Genomic DNA, 19440 nt, shown 5'->3' with positions numbered 1-19440 from the left:
ACGTACTCCAGGGCCCCGCCTTGTACAGTGGTAGACCGTGGATTACATTTCAACGCGCGATTCCAAGGCCGCGGCCGCCAAGTTCACCGACATCCTCTTGATGGGCCTCGCCCCCGACGGTGGTCTTTATCTTCCGGCCGTCTACCCGCGCATTACGCCCGATCTTCTCGACGCGTGGCGCACGCTTCTCGACGCCCAAGGCTACGCAGCCCTCGCCGCCGAGGTGGTGAAACTCTTCGTCGACGACATCCCGCCGGCGCAGATCGAGGAGATCACCGCGCGCGCTTACCGCACCCCGGTGTTTTCCACCGAGGAGATCGTCCCGGTAACAAAACTCGATGACGCCCTCTACATCGCGCACCTGTCCGAGGGCCCCACCGCGGCGTTCAAGGACATCGCGATGCAGCTGCTCGGCGAGCTGTTCGAGTACGAGCTGACGCGCCGCGGCGAGGAGCTCAACATCCTCGGCGCCACCTCCGGCGATACCGGATCTTCCGCCGAGCACGCGATGCGCGGGCGCGACAACATCCGCGTGTTCATGCTGACCCCGGCCGGGCGCATGACCGCGTTCCAGCAGGCGCAGATGTTCGGCCTTGATGATCCCAACATCTTCAACATCGCCCTCGACGGGGTCTTTGACGACTGCCAGGACGTGGTCAAGGAGGTGTCCGCAGACGCGGCGTTCAAGGCGAAGTACCGCATTGGGGCAGTCAACTCCATTAACTGGGCGCGACTTCTTGCTCAGACGGTGTACTACATTTCCACTTACCTGCGCGTCACCGAATCCAACGACGAGGAGATCTCCTTCTGCGTGCCCACCGGCAACTTCGGGGACATCTGCGCGGGCCATGTGGTCAAGCAGATGGGGCTTCCGATTGACAAGCTTATCGTGGCCACCAACGAAAATGACGTGCTGCACGACTTCTTCTCCGGCGGCAACTACCGCCCGCGTTCGGCGGCCGAGACCCACGCAACTTCTAGCCCGTCGATGGACATCTCGCGGGCCTCGAACTTCGAGCGCTTCATTTTCGACGCCACCGGGCGCCACGCAACCGTGACCGCGGAGCTCTTTGCAGTGAAAGCGAAGCAGGGTGGCTTCTCCGCGGACGATCTCGGCGACCCGGAGTGCATGGAGCGCATCCGCGAGGACTTTGGTTTCCTTTCGGGCACGTCCACCCACGCCGACAGGGTGGCCACGATCAAGGCTGTCCACGAGAAGTACGACTACCTGATTGACCCGCACACGGCTGACGGCATGTTTGTCGCGCAAGGCGTCGCGAAGCAGGTTGACACCCCGATCGTGGTGCTGGAGACAGCGCTGCCGGTGAAGTTCTCGGAGACGATTTCCGAGGCGCTGGGTTTCGTCCCGGACGTGCCGGAGAGGTTTGCGCACGTCTTGGATGCCGAGCGCCACGTTGTGGACCTGCCCAACGATGCCGATAAGGTGAAGGACTACATTATCGACTCGATCCAGAGCACGGACGTTTAACGCTCGAGTTTCAAGGGGGCAAGTTATGGCACAGGAGCAGTTCGCGGGCAAGGAGTACTTCGCGGAATTCGACCCGGAGAAGTTCATCAACGACCTGAAGAATAACCAGGCTGAGAACGACGACACCCAGGAAAGCCTCAGTGAGCAGTCCTAATCCGCAATCGGCGCGGCACGCGGCCCCCGTGCGGGGCGTCGGGATTGGAGCCTGGACGACGATCCTGGTCATCACCCTGTTCACGGTTGCGATGATCGTGTGGGCGGGGATCAACGCGTCGCAGTTTCCGACCGCCACCATCCAACAGCGCCAGGCGCTCGAGGCCGTGCAGACCCCGGGCGACAACGCCGGCGCCCCGCCACCGGCCCCGGCGGAGGTCCCTGCGGGCGAGGTGGTCAACGTCGTTCGCATGCCCAGTTTCGCCCTGTGGGCGCCGGGCACGCTGATCCAATCCACGGATCACTACCCGCGCCCCGGCGAGGCTTTTACCGCGCAGTCGTGCACCGTCGCGTTTTCCTTCAGCAACGCCGAGGGCCGGAACTTCGCCGTCACGGCTGGCCACTGCGGTCGCGAGGGGGATCTGGTGTGGCCGACAAACGCGACCACGGCGCAGGACTACGCGACCGAGGTGGGCCACTTCATTTACTCGGGCCTCTACAGCGAGGGCGCGCCGGATATTGACGTTGCCGTGATCGAGATCACGGACCCGCAGCGGTACATGTCGCTGGTGGGCGACCCGATCGAGACCGGGATCGCGCAAGATTTGGCTACCCCGCCGGGCTTCATCTGCAAAACGGGAGGCACCACCGGTTACACCTGTGGGCAGTTCCAAGAGACGGGCCGCGTGCAGATCATCACGACCGATTCCGACTCCACCCGGGAAACCAAGGGCGACATCGCCGCGGTTTGCGCGGCCAAGGGAGATTCGGGCGGACCGGTGTTCCAGGACGTCAACGGGCGCGCCACCATCATCGGCGTCGTTTCCGGCACCGAGGCGGGCCGTTCGGAGGAGGAGTGCTACGAGGGGATGGACAACCCGAGGCTGATGTCGTACTCGAACATGGAGCAGACGATGCAGGTGATTAACGCGGTCGTGCCGGACGCGGTGTGGGAGATTCGCAGCATCTAACCGCGTTGCTGTGCGTCCCACTTTTCGCGGAATGCCTTTCCGGTGGGGTCTTCGAAGTACTCGTCCGGCCGGTCGACGCGTCGACCGTACTTCTCCTGCACGCGGACTTTTTCGGGGTCGTAAGCGGTGAGAACGAGCTGGTCGGTGGGTTCTACCGGTTCAAGGTCATCCCAGCTGTCGACGATCGAGTTGGCAGCGGCAGGGGAATTGCTGAACCAGGTCATGGCCACCATGTGCTCAACGGGGCGGCCGGGGTAGAAGTAGAAGGACACGGAGTCGGTCGTGCCGGCCAAGGCGTCGGTGACGTAGCTTTCAATGGCCGCCGGGCCGGGGGAGTTGTAGCAGTATCCCCAGAGGTTGATGCGCAGGTTGTCCTGCGTGCGCACCGTCATGTTGTCGACGCAGTTTTGCTGGAGAAGGCGCGAGACGTGGCCCGAGAATTCCGCCAGGCTGGCTTCCGCAGTGTCTGTCATCGTTCCGGTGAGTGTCACGCCCGTCGACGTTCGCGCGGTGGCGGCGTCCGCGATCAGGTAGGTGCGCACGGACGCCTCGACGTTGTCCGCGCTCGTTTCCACTGGGTTGAACGGCCGCAGCGGCTTGCCGACGCTCGGGGGAGCGTCCTCGTGAGAGCTCGCCGTGTCCGCCAGGACAATGCCGCCGGCGATCAGCCCGATGAGCACGGCGCCGTAAGCGACGGTGAACACCGGCGCGGGCAGCGCGCGCAGCAGCCTGGTGTTGGCGTCGACGGGCTCGTTAGCTGGGGCGTCGGCAAGCTGGGGTTCGGTCATGATGGGTGGCAATTCTAGCCCACGGTTGCGGCGTTACACTTGAACCATGCCCATTCCCGAGTTCATCGTTGCCATGCGCGAAAAGATCGGCACGGATCTGATGTGGCTGCCGTCGGTGACAGCGATTGTGTTGCGCGACTCGACCACCGATTCACCCTGGGCGGTGCCCGATGTGCTGCTGGTGAAGCGCTCCGATACCGGCGAGTGGACGCCGGTGACGGGGATCTGCGATCCGGGCGAGGAGCCGCACCACGCCGCCGAGCGCGAGGTGCTCGAGGAGACTGGTGTCGTCGCGCGGTCGGTGGCGCTGCTTGGCGTGGGGTCGGTGGGGCCGATCACCCACGTCAATGGGGACCGCGCCTCGTACATGTCGGTGCAGCTGCGCCTGGAGGCGGACGACCCGGCCGCACAGCCCGTGGTGGGCGACGACGAATCCGTCGACGTCGGGTGGTTTCCGATCTCCTCGATGCCGGTAACGGACCCGAAATGGCGCCTGGTGATCGCGGACGCTGCTTCGCAACGCCGACACCCCGCGCAGTTCGTGCCCCGGCTGGGGCTGACCAAGCGCTGATGCGTTTCGGTATCGACGTCTCCGAGCACCAGGACGGGTTGTCACTGGCCGCCTCGGGCGCATCGTTCGTGGTGCTGCGCACGACGGACGGCACCTACCGCGACCACGTTTTCACCTCCCACCTCGACGACGCGCGCAGTGCCGGTATTGAGGTGGAAACCTATCACTACCTGCGCAGCCCTTCCGAGGGCACAAGCGTGGGAGAGCAGGTCGAGGCCAGCCTCGCCGTGCTACAGGACCTGCGTGTGCCCATGTGGCTCGACTGTGAGACCCCGGCGGGTTTATCGCTTGACGACGTCGCCCGCGCGCACTCCCTCTTCACCTCCGCGGGCGTGCCCGTTGCCGGCATCTACACGTCGCGCCGCTGGTGGCGCTGGCGCATGCTCGGTGCCGACACGCGGCCCTTCGGGAAGCTGTGGCTGGCGGAGTACGGGGCCGACGACGGCACCTACCCCGGCGATTCCGCGTGGCCGAAGGCGGTGGGCAAGCAGGAGCCGACGATGTGGCAGTTCACCTCGCGCGGCCATGTGCCCGGATACGGGGGCGACGTCGACGTAAATGCGCGGCGCTAGAGTGCAAGGCATGAAGATTTTGATTGTGGGTGCCGGTGGCGTCGGCGGGTATTTCGGCGGGCTGCTCGCGAAGGCGGGGCAAGAGGTTGGGTTCATTGCGCGCGGGGACACGCTTGACGCGTTGCGCGGCTCCGGGCTGCGGTTGACCAGCCCGGAGGGGTCAACCACCGTGACGGATTTCGCGGCGGGTCAGGGCGCTGAGGAGGTCGTCGAGAAGCTGGGCGGCGTCGATGTGGTCATCGTCGCGTCTAAGGCGCTTGCCGGCAACGCCACCTTCGCGGACGTGGACACTGTGCCCGACGTGCCGGTGGTAACCACGCACAACTCCGTTCAGGTGCACTTTGACGCCGCGGAGGTGTTCGGGGCCGAGCGCGTGCTCGCCGGGGTCGTGCGCGGTTACATGACCCGCACCGCGCCAGCGAAGATCACGCTCAACCCCGGGCCACTGTCGCTTAGCTTCGGGTTGCTTCCCGGGGTCACCGAGACGCCTGAAGTTGCGCCTTTGCTTGTCGACACTCTTAAGAACGCCGGGATCGGTTCGAGGTACCACGGCGCTGACGGGGTCGTGTTGACCGATGTGTGGATGAAGGCGATGTTCGTCGCCACCACGGGCGTGCTCGGGGCGGTGGCGCAACGGCCGCTCGGCTACCTACGTACCGAGCTGCGGCCGCAACTCAGGGGCCTGATGGAGGAAGTCTTCGCCGCGGGCCGCGCGCTGGGGGTGGACTTGAGCGACGACGCCGTGGAGACGAACCTCGCGTTTTGCGACGCGCAGTACGAGCAGGCGACGAGCTCCATGCACCGCGATATTGCGGCGGGCTTGCCCAATGAGCTGGACGCGCAGGTGGGGGCGCTGCGGCGGATGGCGCAGCGCGGCGGTGTTCAGACCCCGCTTTTGGACATGGTGTACGCGCTTGCTCTGACGCGCTAGATGTTTGTCTGCCGCCGTCCTATAATATAAGTGATACGTCACCAAAAGAAGAGAAGCATCAATGGACATCGGAGTCTTTCTCGGGTCCATTCGCGAAGGTCGCACGGGAATCGACGTAGCAACGTGGGTGATGCAGCAGCTTCAGGCGCGTGCCGACGGCCACACCTACCACTTAATCGACCTGTTGGAGCAGGACCTCAACCCGAACACCGCCGCTGCGCCGAAAGGGGTCAAAGACGGCGCCTACGCCGATGAGAAGACCCGTGCCTGGGCCAAGCTGATCGGTGGCTTCGACGCATTCATCTTCGTCACCGCCGAGTACAACGCCTCCGTCCCCGGCCCGATGAAGGACGCCTTCGACCTGCTCTTCGCCGAGTGGGCGGGCAAGCCGATCGGCTTCATCGGCTACGGTTCCGTCGCCGCCCGCACCGCCGTCTCCCACAGGAACGACATCGTCGGCCGCGTCGGCATGACCATCGTCGCGGCCCAGGCCGAATTCACCTTCGAGGAGCACTTCCCGGAGTACGTGTTCACGCCGGGCGAGCAGGGCACCACCTGGATCAACGCCATCGCCGACGAGCTTGTCGACGCCGCCGTCACCACCCAGACCCCCTCCCTCACCTCCTAGCGGGGGTTACCGTGGGGGCATGCGCCGACCCCCACGCCTGCTGCCCGCCGCCCTCGTCCCCGTCCTGCCCCTCACCGCCTGCGGTGAGGAGAGCGCCGAGGTGGGGGAGGAGGCGTCGACAAGCGTGAACTACGTCGCCCTCGGTGACTCCTACGCCTCGATGGGCAGCCGTAGCGCCGCCCTCGACGAGACGCCGTTCTGCCTGCGCTCGGCCGACAACTATCCCTCGCTGGTCACCGCCGACCAGACGACCGACGTCACCTGCCAGGGTGCGGTCGTGGAGACCATCCTCGGCCCGCGGCCCACCGACGGCGCGACCCTGCCGCCGCAGGTCGACGCGCTGACCCCGGAGACCACCCTGGTCACACTGTCCGTCGGCGGCAATGACATCGGCTTCGGCGACATCTCCGCCTGCATCCTCCGGGCCGCCGACAGCAGACAACCCACCGACTGCGCCGCGGAGCTCGAGGAACGCATCCGCGACGAGCTGGCCGCCCTGCCCGCCGAACTCGACGAGCTCTACCGCGTCATCGGGGAGCGCTCACCCGAGGCGGAGATCGTCGCCACCGGCTACCTGCCGCTGGTGGCCGCGGGTGTCGAATGCCCAGAGCTCTCCCTGGTCACGCCCGCCGACCGGGAATGGGCCGTCGCCCTGACCTCGGAGATCAATGCGGTGGTCGAGGAATCGGCCCAGCGTCACGACGCCACTTTCGTCCTCCCCGAGGGCGCCGAGAACCACATAGTCTGCGCCCCGCCCGAACAACGCTGGGCCGACATCACCGGCGTAGCCACCGACGCCTGGCCCCTGCATCCCACCGCCACCGGCCAATCCGCCATGGCCCGCGCCATCAACGAACGCTAGGAGTACACCCGCGCGGTGTGCGCCCACAGGTCATCGAGTGGCGTACCGGGCGGGAAACGACCGTCGATCTCCAGGATCGCCAGGCCGTGCGCCGCCGCGAACAGACTCTGCGCCTGCAACGGATCCGCGGTCACCCGCGCGAACGGCGCGCCCGACCACTCCTCCAGACCCGCCGGCAGTTCGCCCCGGTCCAACGGGCCGGTGGTGGCCAACCGGTAATGATGCGGATGGGTGGTCGCCTGCACCCGGTACGCCGCAAGCAGTTCCGGGACGTTCCGGGCGGCCCACAGCGCATCCCCCATGAGGAAGAAGGACTGCGTGAGGATCATCGTCCCCAGCTCCTCCTTGTTCGCCGCATGGTTGTACAACGACGGCGCCTTCATCCCCACCTGCTCCGCCAGCCGACGCATGGTCAGCGCCTCCCAGCCGGTCTCCTCGAGCATCCCGCGCGCGATGGAGACGATCTCCGCGGTGCGCGGTGACAGGGTCGGTGGGGTCGGGCGTTCCATACCCGCAATCTACCCGCCCGCGTGCGCCGTGATCGCCGCGGCCAGGGCATCGGTGCTGGTGGCGAACTCCTCCTCCAGGTCGAGGAAGGGCCGGAGCAGGGGGACGGTGGCACCGCGGAACTCCTCACCCTGGACGACGGTCACCGTATCTGCTGTGGGCCCCGGTTCGATCCGGAAGTAGTGCTCCCCGTCCGCCACGCCGCGGATCCCGGTGGTTCCACGCCACCGCAGCTCCCGCCCGGGGTCGGCGACGAGGACGACCGGGCGGAAAGTGAACTCCGTCCCACTGGATCGAGTGCGGTTGAGCAGCGTCTGATTGACCTCGGGTGTGCCGCTGAGTTCCACGGTGTGGGGGTTCCAGGTGCTGTGTCCGGGCAGGTCGGCGATGACCTTCCATGCCTGGTCGGCGGTCGCGGTGGCGGTGGCACGGTGTTCGACGCGGTAGGGGAACAGGAATCCGGCGGTGGCGGTGGCGGTGAACAGGGCGGTGGTGGTGAGGGCGATGGTGGTCCGGGGCTTCATGACGGCACTCCTTGGGGTAACAGTGTTAGTTCTCAGGCTAACGGCGTTAGTTGGCGGCGTCAAGTGGTTTTAAGGGCGCCGGATTCCGGAATTCCGAGGCTTAATTGGCATGTCAAGCGCCACCCGTGGCCTTTATGTGTTCCTCCGGGTAGCACGAAGTGGCTGAATTTTAAGATTTCTCCGACTTCCTGCCACCCGAAGGGACATCTCGGAGTCGAGAGGACTACTGCACCACCGAGAAACCCCGCCGCACAGCCGTGAGGCTGTGGGGCGGGGCCGGGGCAGGAATGCCGGGCGAACTAGCAGTCGTAGTACATCTCGAACTCGAGCGGGGTCGGGTGCAGGCGCGAGGGTGTGATCTCGCGGTCGTACTTGAGCTTGATATAAGACTCAATAAGGTCCTCGGTGAACACGTCGCCCTCGGTGAGGAAGTCGTGATCGCGCTCCAGCGCCACCAGCGCCGCCTCGAGCGAGGTCGGGGCCTGCGGGATCTCCTTGGCCTCCTCCGGCGGGAGCTCGTAGAGGTCCTTATCCACCGGGGCGTGCGGTTCGATGCGGTTCTTGATGCCGTCGAGGCCCGCCATCATCATCGCGGCGAACCCGAAGTAGGGGTTGCCCGAGGGGTCCGGGGCGCGGAACTCGATGCGCTTGGCCTTGGGGTTGGAGCCGGTGATCGGGATGCGGATCGCGGCCGAGCGGTTGCGCTGCGAGTACACCAGGTTGATCGGAGCCTCGAAGCCTGGCACGAGGCGGTGGTAGGAATTCAGCGTCGGGTTTGTAAACGCCAGCACCGCGCCGGCGTGCTCGAGGATGCCGCCGATGTAGTAGCGCGCAATGTCGGACAGGCCGCCGTAGCCAGCCTCGTCGTAGAACAGCGGCTTGCCGTCCTTCCACAGCGACTGGTGGGCGTGCATGCCGGAGCCGTTGTCGCCGGCCAGCGGCTTCGGCATAAACGTCGCCGTTTTGCCGAACTGGGTGGCGGTGTTCTTCACGATATACTTGAAATCCTGCAGGTCGTCCGCTGCGTGCAGCATCGTGTTGAACTTGTAGTTGATCTCCTGCTGGCCGCCGTTGCCTACCTCGCGGTGGAAGCGCTCCACGTCGAAGCCGGAGGCAGCGAGGTTTTTGACCATCGCGTCGCGCACATCCACCGTCTTGTCGTACGGCGGCACGGGGAAGTAGCCGCCCTTGACGCGGTTCTTGTAGCCCAGGTTGGGGGAGCCGTCGATCTCGGACTCCGCGCCGCGGTTCCACCAGCCTTCCTCGGAATCGAACTCGAAGAACTGGTTGTTGCCGGTGACCTCGTAGCGAACGGTGTCGAACAGGTAGAACTCGGCCTCGGCGCCGAAGAAGCAGGTATCCGCAATGCCTGTCGACGCGAGGTAGTCCTCCGCCTTCCGGGCAACGTTGCGCGGGTCGCGCGAGAAGGGCTCGTGCGTGAACGGATCGTTGACGAAGAACTTCACGTTCAGCGTCTTCTCCGCGCGGAAGGGGTCAACCTTCGCGGTGGCGAGGTCCGGCATGAGCGTCATGTCGGATTCTTCAATGGTGGTAAAGCCGCGTATCGACGACCCGTCGAACGCCAATCCCTCCTCAACGACGTCTTCGTCAAACATCGACGCCGGGATGGAGAAGTGGTGCTCCGTTCCGGGAACGTCGGTGAAGCGGACATCGACGAACTCGACACCCTCGTCTGCAATGAACTTTTTGGCGTCCTCGATATTGTCGAAGGCCATTTTTCACTCCTTGATGGGGTTGAATGCTAACAAGCCCATCCTACAGACGACGCGCCACGGGTGCCCCCAACGATTGCCAGGGCCAACGCGGGCCCAAGTACGCTAGGGACATGGCTAAATCCCTGGGGCGAGACCGCGAGATCGACGAGTTTGGAACCTACGCCGGGCAAAACCTTGGACTCCCGGAGACTGGGCCAGGTGCGCAAGCCTCCGTCGCCAGGCGTGCCGGGGCAGTCGCCATCGACTGGGGCATCTGCTGGGCAGCGGCCGCGTTCATCCGCTTCAACACCGACGCACTCGGGGACACCGCAACCCTGACCTACCTGCTGTGGCTGGCGCTGGGCATCCTTTGCGGCTGGCTGCTGGCGCGCACCCCGGGCATGATGGCGCTGGGCATGGGCGTGGCGCGTGTCGACGCCCCACACCAACGCGTCGGACTCTGGCGCGCCGCCGTACGCACGCTTTTGACCGGGTTCATCCTGCCCGCCGCCATGGTTGATGCCAACGGACGCGGCATGCACGACCGTGCTACGGGAACCACTGTGATTCGTAGCTGAGGGCGTCGATAAGCGAGCGCGCTAGGCGCTACTTGCCCTGGCGCTGCTGCATGCGGCGCATCTTGCGGTTCATTCCCGACATCGACTGCGCGCCCTTCGGCAGCGGGCCGCCGGGCAGGCCAGCGGGCTGGCCCGGCCGCGAGCGCGCATCCATCGCGTCAAGCTTGGTGGACAAGGCGTAGACCTCGTCCTTTTTGTAGTTCTTCGGCAGCTTCAGCAGCGTCTTCTGGAGGTCGCGGATGCTGGTCTGGCCTTCGCCGTCGCCGACGAAGACCTCGTGGATGGGCACCCCGGCCAAAAGGCGGTCGACGCGCTTGCGCTCCTTGGCCATCATTGGCTTGAGACGGTTGACGTTGCCCTCACCGACAAGCACCACGCCCGGGTTGCCCACGACACGGTGGACCGTGTCCAGCTGCGGGTTCGCGGCCACCGCGGTCTTGGTCACCCATACAATGCCCATGGTGTTGCGCATGTTCTCCAGCGACCACGCAGCAGCGCCCGGGGTGTCGGCGACCTCGGCGTACATCGAGGCCTCCAGGCGGCGGGAGAACACGAACATCGCCAGCACCGCGCCGAGCAGTAGGCCCGGGATCAGCATGAACCACTCAGCGTTGAACAGAAGGCCGATGAGGAAGAACAGCAGGCCCACGCCGAGCACGCACAAGATCATCAGCGGGATGAGCTTGTTATCGCGCTCGCGCTGCATGTTGAACGCCTGCCAGATCTGGCCGCGGGTGTTCTTGCGCTTGGCGCGTTTCGCGGCGCGTTCTTGACTCTTCGCAGCCTTACGCGCTGCCTTGTCCTTGGGATCTGCCATGACTCCTACTCTATTCCACGGGATTGGGAAGCGAAAAGCGCCCCGCTCCATCAGCCAGGGGAGCGGGGCGCTTTTCGACGCTTGACGTTGATGCGCTACAGGTAATCAACCCGCGCGTTGAGGTGCAGCTTCTCCGGCTTGGAGGTGCTGCGCAGCTGGATGTTGACGCTTTCGTCACCCTCCGGCACAACCCACTCCGCTACGCGGGTCGGGATGACCACGGGCTTGTAGAACTCCACGCGGTAGCGCAGCGCGCCGCCGAGCTTGCCCTCAAGGAAGCGCAGCGCAGCGGCCGCGGAGTACATGCCGTGGGCGATGATCCCCGGGAAGCCGAACAGCTTTGCACCGATGTTGGAGGTGTGAATCGGGTTCTTGTCGCCCGAGGCCTCCACATAGTTGCTCACCGTCTCGCCGGTGACCTTGATGTGGCCGTTGGCGGCGTAGTCCGGAAGTTCCGGCGAATCGAGGCGGCGGCCGTTGTCCGCGCCGCGGGTAGACAGTGCCACCGGCGCGTTCTTGGCAAACTTCTGGCCCTGGGCGAGGAAGGTCGACACCTGGGTCCATAGCGGCTCGCCGTCAGTCTCCCCGTCGAGGAAGACCTGGGTGACCATGTCGATGAGCAGGCCCTTGCGGTGCGGACGCAGCTTCTCGCCGTGGGCGCGCACGGTGTAGGACTCGTCGACACGCAAAGCGCGCTGCTGGGTGATCTCGTTGGCGATGTGAACCGCGCCGGTGGCAGCGAAGGGGAAGTCCTCGCGCGCCATGAGGTCCATCGTCAGTGGGAAAGCGACGACGAAGAAGTAGGTCGGTGGCAGCTCGTTGGACAGGCGCAGGCCGGTGGCCTGGGTGTAGGCCGCGAGCTTGGCAACGTCGACCTTCACGCCGCGGACCTCGGTCCGCGAGGTCGGATCTGCATCGGCGGAGTGCTTGGTGCCCACGACCGGCAGCATGCCGCGCTTGATGTCGTTCATCACCTTGTCCAAGTCCGGGACGGCCTTGAGAACCTTGTAGGAGGCCTCCGGCGCCTTGTCCGGCTGGGAAGAAGAAATGCGGGTGGTCATGAAATTTACGCCCCCAGCATGCTCTGGCCGCAGACGCGGACGACGTTGCCGTTGACGGCCTTCGAGGCGGCGGCGGCGAAGTACGCGACGGTCTCGGCAACGTCGATCGTCTGTCCACCCTGCTGCAGGGAGTTCATGCGACGCCCAACCTCGCGGGGGCCGGTCGGCATAGCGGCGGTCATGTCCGTCTCGATGAAGCCAGGGGCCACGGCGTTGATGTTGCCGCCCAGATCTGCGAGACGGTCGTGCAGCGCGTCGACGAAGCCGATCACGCCGGCCTTGGTGGTGCCGTAGTTGGTCTGGCCGCGGTTGCCCGCAATGCCGGCGATGGAGGACACGCCGATGACGGCCGGGGACTCACCCAGTGCGTTGGCCTCCAGCAGCTTCTCGGTGATGCGCACCGGGGCGACCAGGTTGATGTTCTGGACCATGTTCCAGCGGCCGTCGTCCATGTTGACGAGCAGCTTGTCGCGGGTCACGCCCGCGTTGTGGACGAGGATGTCGATCTTGCGGCCGTAGCGCTCCTCAGCGTGCGCTGCGAGCTTGTCGGCGGCGGCCGGGTCGGTCACGTCGAGCGGAAGTGCGGTGCCCTTGATCTTGTTCGCGGTCTGGGTCAGGCCCTCGCCTGCTTGCGGGATGTCGACGCAGATGACCTTGGCGCCGTCGCGCGAAAGGGTCTCAGCGATGACCGCACCGATACCGCGGGCGGCACCGGTAACCACGGCGAGGCGACCCGCCAGCGGCTGCTCCCAGTCGGCGGGGGCAGCGGCGGCGACGTCGGTGATGCGGATGACCTGGCCATCGACGTATGCCGACTTGCCGGAGAGCAGGAAGCGCAGGGTGGACTCAACCTGGGTGAAGTTGTTGGAATCGATGGCGGGATCGACGTAGGCGAGCTGGGCGGTGGCGCCCTTGCGCAGTTCCTTGGCCACGGAGCGCGAGAAGCCCTCCAGGGCGCGGGCGGCGATGCGGGCGTCGGTATCCTCGATCAGCTCCGGGGTGGTGCCGATGACGACGATGCGGGCGTTGTCCGCGATCTTGCGCATCTGCGGGTTGAAGAAGTCGTACAGCTGCTTGAGGTCTTCGGGGCGGGCAATCTCCGTCGCGTCGAAGACGATGCCGGCGCGCGGGGTGTCGGCCTCGGCCTTGAGGAGCTTGTAGGGGCCCTCGAGGGTGGAGGTGAGAGCCTCGACAAGTCGGCCCTGTCCGCCGATGACAACGGGGGCGTGCAGCAGAGGCTCGCCTGCCTTGTAGCGGCGCAGCGGGTAGCCTTGCGGGACGCCAGCCTTTGCCGCTAGCGGAGAGTTAATGAGTTGTTCGAGAAAGCCCTTCTTGGCCACGGTGTGCTCCTTGTTAATTCGGGGGTAGTGCCGTTTGTGTTCGTGATTTACCTTACAGCACTACTCTTTTGTGTTGTATAGTACAACGAGAAATAACTTCAACTCCGAACTTCCACCAGTTGAAAGCAGGAAAAATACAGTGAATCAGCCTCGCAAGGTCGCCATTCTCGGCGGCAACCGTATCCCCTTTGCACGTTCCAACAAGGAATACGCAAACGCGTCCAACCAGGACATGCTCACCGCCGCGATCGACGGCCTCGTCGCCCGCTACGGCCTGCAGGATGAGCGCCTCGGACTCGTCTCTGGCGGTGCCGTCCTCAAGCACGCCCGCGATTTTAATCTCGTTCGCGAGTCCGTGCTCGGCTCCGCGCTCGCGCCGACCACCCCGGCCGTCGACGTCCAGCACGCCTGCGGCACCTCGCTGACGTCCGCCATTCAGGTCGCCGACGCCATCGCCATGGGCCGCATCGACTCCGGTATCGGCTGCGGCACCGACACCACCTCGGACGCACCCCTGGCAGTCAACGACACCCTGCGCAAGACCCTGATCAAGGCTTCCAACGCAAAGAAGCCGGCCGACCAGCTGAAGCTGTTCGGCTCCATCCGCCCGAGCCAGCTGGCGCCGGAACAGCCGCAAAACGGCGAGCCCCGCACCGGCCTGTCGATGGGTGAGCACGCCGCCATCACCGCTCGCGAGATGGAGATCTCGCGCGAAGCTCAGGACGAGCTCGCTGCAGCCTCCCACCAGAACCTGGCCAAGGCTTACGATGCCGGCTTTTTCAACGACCTGGTCACCCCGTTCCTCGGCGTGCAGCGCGACACCAACCTGCGCCCGGACTCGAGCGTCGAGAAGCTGTCCAAGCTCAAGCCCGTCTTCGGCAAGCAGGACGCGATCCAGCACGGCGGCACCGCAACCATGACCGCCGGCAACTCCACCCCGCTGACCGACGGCGCCGCTGCCGTGCTGCTCGGCACCGAAGAGTGGGGCCAGGCCCACGGCCTTGAGGCCCAAGCATTCATCGTTGACTCCGAGGTCGCCGCTGTCGACTTTGTCCACGGTAAGGACGGCCTGCTCATGGCACCGACCTACGCAGTGCCGCGCATGCTCGAGCGCAACGGCCTGAGCCTGCAGGACTTTGACTTCTACGAGATCCACGAGGCATTCGCCTCGCAGGTTCTGGCCACCCTCAAGGCGTGGGAAGACGAGACTTACTGCCGCGAGCGCCTCGGCCTTGACGCCCCGCTGGGCTCGATCGACCGAGCCAAGCTCAACGTTAAGGGCTCCTCGTTGGCAGCTGGCCACCCGTTCGCGGCGACCGGTGCCCGCATCCTCGCTTCCGCAGCCAAGACCCTCGTTGAGAATGGCGGCGGCCGCACGCTTGTTTCCGTCTGCGCCGCGGGCGGCCAGGGCGTCGTTGCCATCATCGAGCGTTAATCTCCAACACTGACCCGAAAGGTTCCTTCCATGTCTCTCCCCAATCCTCCGAAGGAAGACGTCAAAGACGTCAAGCACCTCGCCACTGACACCACGAAGGCCAGTGGCCGCCCGGAGAAGAACCAGCCGGCCGCTCTGCCTGCGCAGCAGGACTTCGCGGCAGTGGAGGCGCTCGCCGACCTTCTCGACGGCAACTACAAGGAGCGCAAGGAATCCCTGCGCCCGCTGCTCAATGATGCATCGGTGCTGCCGAAGATCGACGGAACGCTCGACGAGATTCGCGCCGCTAACCTGGAAAACGTCAAGAAAGTTGCCTCGAGCGGCAAGATCCAGCCTTCCTTCTCCCCGCTGAACGGCGGGCAGGGGGAGGTCGCAGCGGGCGTTTCCTCGCTCGAGTTGATTGCGCAGGTCAATAACTCCGCGTGCATCAAGTCCGGTGTCCAATTCGGGCTCTGGGGTGGAGCGATCGACGCGCTCGGCACTGAGCGCCACGTCAAGTTCGCACAGGGTGCAATGGACCTATCCATGCTCGGCTGCTTCGCCATGACCGAGATCGGCCACGGCTCCAACGTCCAGGACATCGAGACAACTGCGACCTACGATCCGGAGACCCAGGAGTTCATCATCAACACTCCGACTCCGAGCGCGAAGAAGGCCTACATCGGTAACGCCGCACGCGATGGGCGCTGGGCCGCGGTTTTCGCACAGCTGATCACCCCGGACTCCGAGGAGTCCAAGGGCGTTCACTGCTTCATCGTGCGCATCCGCGAGGAGGACGGCACCGACGCTCCCGGCGTGACCACCTCCGACCACGGCCACAAGGGTGGCCTGCTCGGTGTGGACAACGGAATGATCGTCTTCGACAACGTGCGCATCCCGCGTGAGCGCCTGCTGAACAAGTTCGCGGATGTCGCCGAGGACGGCACCTACAGCTCCCCCATCGAGTCGGTGAACCGCCGCTTCTTCACCATGCTGGCAACCCTGGTGCGCGGCCGTCTTGGTGTCGGCGCATCAGCCGCGGGTGCAACCCGCGCCGGCTTGGCCATCGCCGTGAAGTACGCGACGATCCGTCGCCAGTTCGAGGCGGGTACCGTTGGCGAGGAGTCCCGTCTGATGGACTACCGCGTGCACCGTCGCCGCCTGCTTATCCCGCTGGCGAAGTCCTACGCGATTGCAGTGTTCCAGAACAAGCTGCTCGACCGCTTCCAGGAGCAGACCAACGCGATTATGTCCGGTGAGTGGAATCCTGCCAACCCGACGCGTGAGCAGGACCGCGCCGGCCGCGAGATGGAATCCCTGGCCGCGATCTTCAAGGCCACTGCTGCAACGCACGCCAACGCGACTCTCCAGGAGTGCCGCGAGGCCTGCGGCGGTGCCGGATACATGGCAGAGAACTTGCTGACGATTTTCCGTCAGGATGTCGACATCTTCACCACGTTTGAAGGCGATGACACAATCCTGCGCCAGCTCGTGGGCAAGAACCTTCTCACTGCCTACGGCTGGGAGGTCTCCGAAATGTCGCCGTTCGGGATGGCGAAGTTCGTTGCGTCGAACATCGGTGACATCCTCACCCGCCGTTCCGGTATCGCCGCCAGCGTCCAGTCGATCTCGGATCGCGTTGTCGGCACGGGCTCGCTTTTCGATGCCGAGGAGCAGCTGCGCATTGTCCAGGCACGCGAAGAGCATGTTCTCAACTCCCTCGTTCGTCGTGTCCAGGTCGCTCGGAAGATGGAGCGGAAGGACGCGGCCAAGGTCATCGACCGCGCCCAGGACCACCTTCTTGAGACCGCCATTGCATATGGCGATCGCATGATGGTCCAGGCCATGATCGAGGCCGAGGAGAAGCTGCCCGCCGGATCTGTGGAACGTCGGGTGTTCGAGCAGGTTCGCGACTTGTTCGTGCTGAACACCATCGTCGAGAACGCCGATTGGTACCAGGAGCACGGCGTGCTCTCCAGCGGCCGCTGCAAGGCTGCCAAGGCTGCTGTCAACGATCTCGTGGATTCACTTGGCCCGTGGGCCGACGTGCTCGTCGACGCCTTCAAGATCCCGCAGGTGGTTCTTGACCGTCCGATGATGGTCAACGGCGGCACCGACCTGAGTTAGGGCGCGGCTTTCAGCAGATAAGCGCTGAGGTCTTCATCCGGAAGACCTCAGCGCTTTTTTGGGTGCGAAAATCGCCCGCCAAGACGTTGAGGTCTTCGCGGGCGGCGGAGCGGATGTGCGTGCCTTAACGCGTCACCACCGGGGTGTCCTTGGATGGACCGTACTTGTCCAACAAAGTGGACGCTTCCTGGGCCGTATCACCCTGCGAGGTTTCGGCGAGGTGGGCCAAGTTGTCGGGCAGCTCGCGACCGCGATGAGCCATCGCTTCTACATAGAGCTTGCCGGCACGATAGGACGAGCGCACCAGCGGGCCGGACATGACGGCACCGAACCCCATTTCGTACGCCGCGTCGCGGTAGTCGATGAATTCCTCCGGCTTGACCCAACGCTCGATCGGGTGGAATTGGGGACCGGGCCGAAGGTACTGGGTAATGGTGATGATGTCAGTGCCTGCATCGGCAAGATCGTGCAAAGATTCCATGACCTCATCGCGTGTTTCGCCCATGCCCAGAATGAGGTTTGATTTGGTGATCAAGCCAAAGTCTCGAGCCTGGCGGATGACATCGAGGGAGCGTTCGTAACGGAACGCCGGGCGAATTCGACGGAAGATGCGCGGCACAGTTTCGACATTGTGCGCGAACACCTCCGGGCGGGCCTCGAAGACCTCCTGCAGCAAGTCGGGTTTGCCCGAGAAGTCCGGGGTGAGGTTTTCCACGCCTGTGTGCGGATTGAGCTCGTGGATCTTTCGCACAACCTCGGCGTAGAGCCACGCGCCCTCATCCTCTAGGTCGTCGCGGGTGACACCTGTGATGGTGGAGTAATTGAGGTTCATCTCGCGTACCGATTCCGCCACGCGCTGCGGTTCGCCGCGATCGAGAGGTTCTGGTTTCGCGGAGTTGATCTGGCAGAAGTCGCAGCGGCGCGAGCAGTTCGCGCCGCCGATGAGGAAGGTTGCCTCGCGCGATTCCCAACACTCGTGGATGTTGGGGCAACCCGCCTCCTGACACACCGTGTGAAGGGAGGCTCCCGCCACCTTCTTTTTCATGTCCTCGTACTCAGGACCGGTTTTCACGGCGTTGCGGATCCACCGCGGCTTCGCCTCGATTGGGGTTTGCGCGTTTCGTTTCTCGACGCGCAGCAGCTTACGGCCTTCAGGTGCAACAGTCACCCTTTAAGGGTATCCCCTCTGTCAAGCCACTAGAGAATGCGGGTTATGCCCTTCGAGGGGTCGGGGGCGGAAGCGAAGGTGTGGTTTTCTACCGCGAGCTCGCCTGATAGGGCGCGATCGAGCGCATCGATCAGCGGAGTGCTCATCTCATCGGTGGTGACATCGCGGCCCAGCTCCAGGCTCAGCGTGGTCACGTCAGCGTCGTTGATGCCACAGGCGACGATGCGGTTGTACGCTTCGAGGGTGTTGTTGCAGTTAAGTGACAGACCGTGCATTGTCACCCCGCGGGTAACACGGATGCCCAGAGCCGCGATCTTCCGGTCGCGGGTCGGTGCCTCAGCGCTCGCCGCGCGGGTGCTGTGGGGGACCCAGACACCGGAGCGGCCGTCGATGCGCCCTGCGGTTGTCACGCCGGCTTCACGCACGGCGTGGATGATGGCTTCTTCAAGCCGGCGCACGTAGTCGACAACGTCGACCGGGTCGGCGAGCTTGATGATGGGGTAGACCACGAGCTGGCCCTCGCCGTGCCACGTGATGCGCCCACCGCGGTCAACCTGGACGACAGGGGCGTCATCGTCGGGCATGTCCCCAGGCTGAGTCCGTTTACCTGCCGTGTAGGTGTACGGGTGTTCCAAAACCAAAACGGTGTCGCCGATGTCGCCTGTGGCGCGCTGGGCCGCAAGTTCAGCCTGCAGCTCCCAGGCGTCGGTGTAATCGACCAAGCCAAGGTAGCGAACGTCCAAAGGCCCACCCGAAGATCGGATGGGCTGATTGGCCGGAAAGAAAGGTTCGCGCGGAGCACTCATGCTCCACACTCTAGTCGCATTTTAGACGCCGTTGGATGAAGCGTACTCATCCGCAGTCATCAGCGGGCCTGCCGCCGAGATGGTGACCTCGAAGAGCCAACCCTCGCCGAACGGGTCCTTGTTGATGATCTCGAAGTTGCCGTCGATCTCCTCATTGACGGCGGCGACGGTGCCGCTGACGGGGGAGTAGAGGTCGGAGACGGACTTGGTGGACTCGACCTCGCCGCAGGTCTCGCCCGCGGTGACCTCGTCGCCCACCTGGGGCAGGTCGGCGAAGACAATTTCACCGAGGCGGTCGGTGGCCACCGAGGTGATTCCGACGCGCACGACGGTGCCCTCGGCAACGTCCTGCGGGGCGTTAATCCACTCGTGGTCTTCGGAGTAGGAGAATTCTTGGGGCAGGGAGTGAGCCATGAGG

The 19440-nt window shown here is 64.8% G+C and carries 21 protein-coding genes; 11 read left to right on the top strand and 10 right to left on the bottom strand.

The annotated features are described in order from the left end of the window. Window positions 1-37 precede the first annotated feature (37 nt). The 3 genes from thrC to RIU96_RS10470 are packed head-to-tail and all read left to right on the top strand — an operon-like array spanning window position 38 to window position 2613. Window positions 38-1489 carry a threonine synthase gene (thrC, locus tag RIU96_RS10480; RefSeq protein WP_311204970.1) on the top strand — a complete coding sequence of 484 codons (1452 nt, stop codon included), beginning with the start codon at window positions 38-40 and terminating at the stop codon, window positions 1487-1489. A 25-nt stretch (window positions 1490-1514) separates the two neighbouring features. Further along, window positions 1515-1643, top strand: a complete 129-nt coding sequence (locus tag RIU96_RS10475) for a hypothetical protein (RefSeq protein WP_006839895.1) — start codon at window positions 1515-1517, stop codon at window positions 1641-1643. Next, window positions 1630-2613, top strand: coding sequence for a trypsin-like serine protease (locus RIU96_RS10470; RefSeq protein ID WP_311204969.1), 984 nt, complete (start codon window positions 1630-1632; stop codon window positions 2611-2613). Before RIU96_RS10475 ends, RIU96_RS10470 begins: the two co-directional genes overlap by 14 nt. On the opposite strand, the gene RIU96_RS10465 is transcribed toward RIU96_RS10470, so the two are convergent. After that, window positions 2610-3401 (bottom strand): hypothetical protein, encoded by a 792-nt coding sequence (locus RIU96_RS10465; RefSeq protein ID WP_311204968.1) that lies wholly within the window; start codon window positions 3399-3401, stop codon window positions 2610-2612. The two genes, RIU96_RS10470 and RIU96_RS10465, sit on opposite strands and share 4 nt — an antisense overlap. A 46-nt stretch (window positions 3402-3447) precedes the next feature. Here RIU96_RS10465 and RIU96_RS10460 point away from each other — a divergent pair, with 46 nt between their 5' ends. From RIU96_RS10460 to RIU96_RS10440, 5 genes are all read left to right on the top strand, one after another. Beyond that, window positions 3448-3972 (top strand): NUDIX hydrolase, encoded by a 525-nt coding sequence (locus tag RIU96_RS10460; protein ID WP_311204967.1) that lies wholly within the window; start codon window positions 3448-3450, stop codon window positions 3970-3972. Further along, entirely contained in the window at window positions 3972-4544 is a 573-nt protein-coding gene (locus tag RIU96_RS10455) for a glycoside hydrolase family 25 protein (protein ID WP_311204966.1), read from the top strand. Before RIU96_RS10460 ends, RIU96_RS10455 begins: the two co-directional genes overlap by 1 nt. Before the next feature lie 10 nt (window positions 4545-4554). Beyond that, a complete protein-coding gene (locus RIU96_RS10450) occupies window positions 4555-5475 on the top strand; it encodes a 2-dehydropantoate 2-reductase (protein WP_311204965.1) in 921 nt (306 codons plus the stop codon). Window positions 5476-5536: 61 nt separating this feature from the next. Further along, complete coding sequence (locus RIU96_RS10445; protein ID WP_311204964.1) at window positions 5537-6103, top strand: NADPH-dependent FMN reductase; 567 nt, start codon at window positions 5537-5539, stop codon at window positions 6101-6103. A gap of 19 nt (window positions 6104-6122) precedes the next feature. Further along, window positions 6123-6965 (top strand): SGNH/GDSL hydrolase family protein, encoded by an 843-nt coding sequence (locus RIU96_RS10440; RefSeq protein WP_311204963.1) that lies wholly within the window; start codon window positions 6123-6125, stop codon window positions 6963-6965. Here RIU96_RS10440 and RIU96_RS10435 read toward each other — a convergent pair. The 3 genes from RIU96_RS10435 to glnA all read right to left on the bottom strand — a co-directional run bounded on the left by RIU96_RS10435 (window position 6962) and on the right by glnA (window position 9732). Then, the gene (locus tag RIU96_RS10435) at window positions 6962-7474 is read right to left on the bottom strand and encodes a TetR/AcrR family transcriptional regulator (RefSeq protein WP_311204962.1); all 513 of its coding nucleotides are present in this window, start codon (window positions 7472-7474) and stop codon (window positions 6962-6964) included. The genes RIU96_RS10440 and RIU96_RS10435 overlap by 4 nt on opposite strands. 9 nt (window positions 7475-7483) lie before the next feature. After that, on the bottom strand, window positions 7484-7996 hold the full coding sequence (locus RIU96_RS10430; protein ID WP_311204961.1) for an SRPBCC family protein: 513 nt from the start codon (window positions 7994-7996) through the stop codon (window positions 7484-7486). A gap of 299 nt (window positions 7997-8295) precedes the next feature. Then, complete coding sequence (gene glnA / locus RIU96_RS10425) at window positions 8296-9732, bottom strand: type I glutamate--ammonia ligase (protein ID WP_311204960.1); 1437 nt, start codon at window positions 9730-9732, stop codon at window positions 8296-8298. A gap of 110 nt (window positions 9733-9842) precedes the next feature. Here glnA and RIU96_RS10420 point away from each other — a divergent pair, with 110 nt between their 5' ends. After that, the gene (locus tag RIU96_RS10420; protein WP_311204959.1) at window positions 9843-10289 is read left to right on the top strand and encodes an RDD family protein; all 447 of its coding nucleotides are present in this window, start codon (window positions 9843-9845) and stop codon (window positions 10287-10289) included. Between the two features lie 28 nt (window positions 10290-10317). On the opposite strand, the gene RIU96_RS10415 is transcribed toward RIU96_RS10420, so the two are convergent. The 3 genes from RIU96_RS10415 to RIU96_RS10405 form a co-directional block, all read right to left on the bottom strand. After that, window positions 10318-11106 (bottom strand): DUF4191 domain-containing protein, encoded by a 789-nt coding sequence (locus RIU96_RS10415; RefSeq protein WP_311204958.1) that lies wholly within the window; start codon window positions 11104-11106, stop codon window positions 10318-10320. A gap of 95 nt (window positions 11107-11201) precedes the next feature. After that, window positions 11202-12167: a MaoC family dehydratase gene (locus tag RIU96_RS10410; protein ID WP_311204957.1), complete on the bottom strand. Its 966-nt coding sequence runs from the start codon at window positions 12165-12167 to the stop codon at window positions 11202-11204. 5 nt (window positions 12168-12172) lie between these two features. Then, complete coding sequence (locus RIU96_RS10405) at window positions 12173-13507, bottom strand: 3-oxoacyl-ACP reductase (RefSeq protein WP_311204956.1); 1335 nt, start codon at window positions 13505-13507, stop codon at window positions 12173-12175. A gap of 139 nt (window positions 13508-13646) precedes the next feature. On the opposite strand from RIU96_RS10405, the gene RIU96_RS10400 reads away from it, so the two are divergent. Further along, the gene (locus RIU96_RS10400) at window positions 13647-14942 is read left to right on the top strand and encodes an acetyl-CoA C-acetyltransferase (protein ID WP_311204955.1); all 1296 of its coding nucleotides are present in this window, start codon (window positions 13647-13649) and stop codon (window positions 14940-14942) included. 30 nt (window positions 14943-14972) lie between these two features. After that, window positions 14973-17048: an acyl-CoA dehydrogenase family protein gene (locus tag RIU96_RS10395; RefSeq protein WP_311204954.1), complete on the top strand. Its 2076-nt coding sequence runs from the start codon at window positions 14973-14975 to the stop codon at window positions 17046-17048. A 124-nt stretch (window positions 17049-17172) separates the two neighbouring features. Here the strand turns inward: RIU96_RS10395 and lipA are convergent, their stop codons facing one another. From lipA to gcvH, 3 genes are read right to left on the bottom strand one after another with little or no spacing between them, the layout of a single operon-like run. Further along, window positions 17173-18216 (bottom strand): lipoyl synthase, encoded by a 1044-nt coding sequence (gene lipA / locus RIU96_RS10390; RefSeq protein WP_311204953.1) that lies wholly within the window; start codon window positions 18214-18216, stop codon window positions 17173-17175. 29 nt (window positions 18217-18245) lie between these two features. Then, window positions 18246-19022 carry a lipoyl(octanoyl) transferase LipB gene (gene lipB, locus RIU96_RS10385; protein ID WP_311204952.1) on the bottom strand — a complete coding sequence of 259 codons (777 nt, stop codon included), beginning with the start codon at window positions 19020-19022 and terminating at the stop codon, window positions 18246-18248. A gap of 21 nt (window positions 19023-19043) precedes the next feature. Continuing rightward, on the bottom strand, window positions 19044-19436 hold the full coding sequence (gcvH, locus tag RIU96_RS10380) for a glycine cleavage system protein GcvH (protein ID WP_006839910.1): 393 nt from the start codon (window positions 19434-19436) through the stop codon (window positions 19044-19046). Between the last annotated feature and the right edge of the window lie 4 nt (window positions 19437-19440).

It is taken from the genome of Corynebacterium sp. Z-1 (assembly GCF_031844665.1).
Classification (GTDB): domain Bacteria; phylum Actinomycetota; class Actinomycetes; order Mycobacteriales; family Mycobacteriaceae; genus Corynebacterium; species Corynebacterium sanguinis.
The sequence above is the reverse complement of the archived record's forward strand: the minus strand, read 5'-3'. Positions and strand labels throughout refer to the sequence as shown.

Excerpts from the sequence above, each read along its gene's own strand:
- RIU96_RS10435 (WP_311204962.1), bottom strand. The coding sequence starts at position 7,474 with ATGGAACGCCCGACCCCACCGACCCTGTCACCGCGCACCGCGGAGATC.
- glnA (WP_311204960.1), bottom strand. The coding sequence starts at position 9,732 with ATGGCCTTCGACAATATCGAGGACGCCAAAAAGTTCATTGCAGACGAG.
- RIU96_RS10395 (WP_311204954.1), top strand. The coding sequence starts at position 14,973 with ATGTCTCTCCCCAATCCTCCGAAGGAAGACGTCAAAGACGTCAAGCAC.
- RIU96_RS10440 (WP_311204963.1), top strand. The coding sequence starts at position 6,123 with ATGCGCCGACCCCCACGCCTGCTGCCCGCCGCCCTCGTCCCCGTCCTG.
- lipB (WP_311204952.1), bottom strand. The coding sequence starts at position 19,022 with ATGAGTGCTCCGCGCGAACCTTTCTTTCCGGCCAATCAGCCCATCCGA.
- RIU96_RS10475 (WP_006839895.1), top strand. The coding sequence starts at position 1,515 with ATGGCACAGGAGCAGTTCGCGGGCAAGGAGTACTTCGCGGAATTCGAC.
- RIU96_RS10430 (WP_311204961.1), bottom strand. The coding sequence starts at position 7,996 with ATGAAGCCCCGGACCACCATCGCCCTCACCACCACCGCCCTGTTCACC.
- RIU96_RS10465 (WP_311204968.1), bottom strand. The coding sequence starts at position 3,401 with ATGACCGAACCCCAGCTTGCCGACGCCCCAGCTAACGAGCCCGTCGAC.
- RIU96_RS10455 (WP_311204966.1), top strand. The coding sequence starts at position 3,972 with ATGCGTTTCGGTATCGACGTCTCCGAGCACCAGGACGGGTTGTCACTG.
- RIU96_RS10460 (WP_311204967.1), top strand. The coding sequence starts at position 3,448 with ATGCCCATTCCCGAGTTCATCGTTGCCATGCGCGAAAAGATCGGCACG.
- RIU96_RS10450 (WP_311204965.1), top strand. The coding sequence starts at position 4,555 with ATGAAGATTTTGATTGTGGGTGCCGGTGGCGTCGGCGGGTATTTCGGC.
- RIU96_RS10410 (WP_311204957.1), bottom strand. The coding sequence starts at position 12,167 with ATGACCACCCGCATTTCTTCTTCCCAGCCGGACAAGGCGCCGGAGGCC.
- RIU96_RS10415 (WP_311204958.1), bottom strand. The coding sequence starts at position 11,106 with ATGGCAGATCCCAAGGACAAGGCAGCGCGTAAGGCTGCGAAGAGTCAA.
- gcvH (WP_006839910.1), bottom strand. The coding sequence starts at position 19,436 with ATGGCTCACTCCCTGCCCCAAGAATTCTCCTACTCCGAAGACCACGAG.
- RIU96_RS10420 (WP_311204959.1), top strand. The coding sequence starts at position 9,843 with ATGGCTAAATCCCTGGGGCGAGACCGCGAGATCGACGAGTTTGGAACC.
- RIU96_RS10445 (WP_311204964.1), top strand. The coding sequence starts at position 5,537 with ATGGACATCGGAGTCTTTCTCGGGTCCATTCGCGAAGGTCGCACGGGA.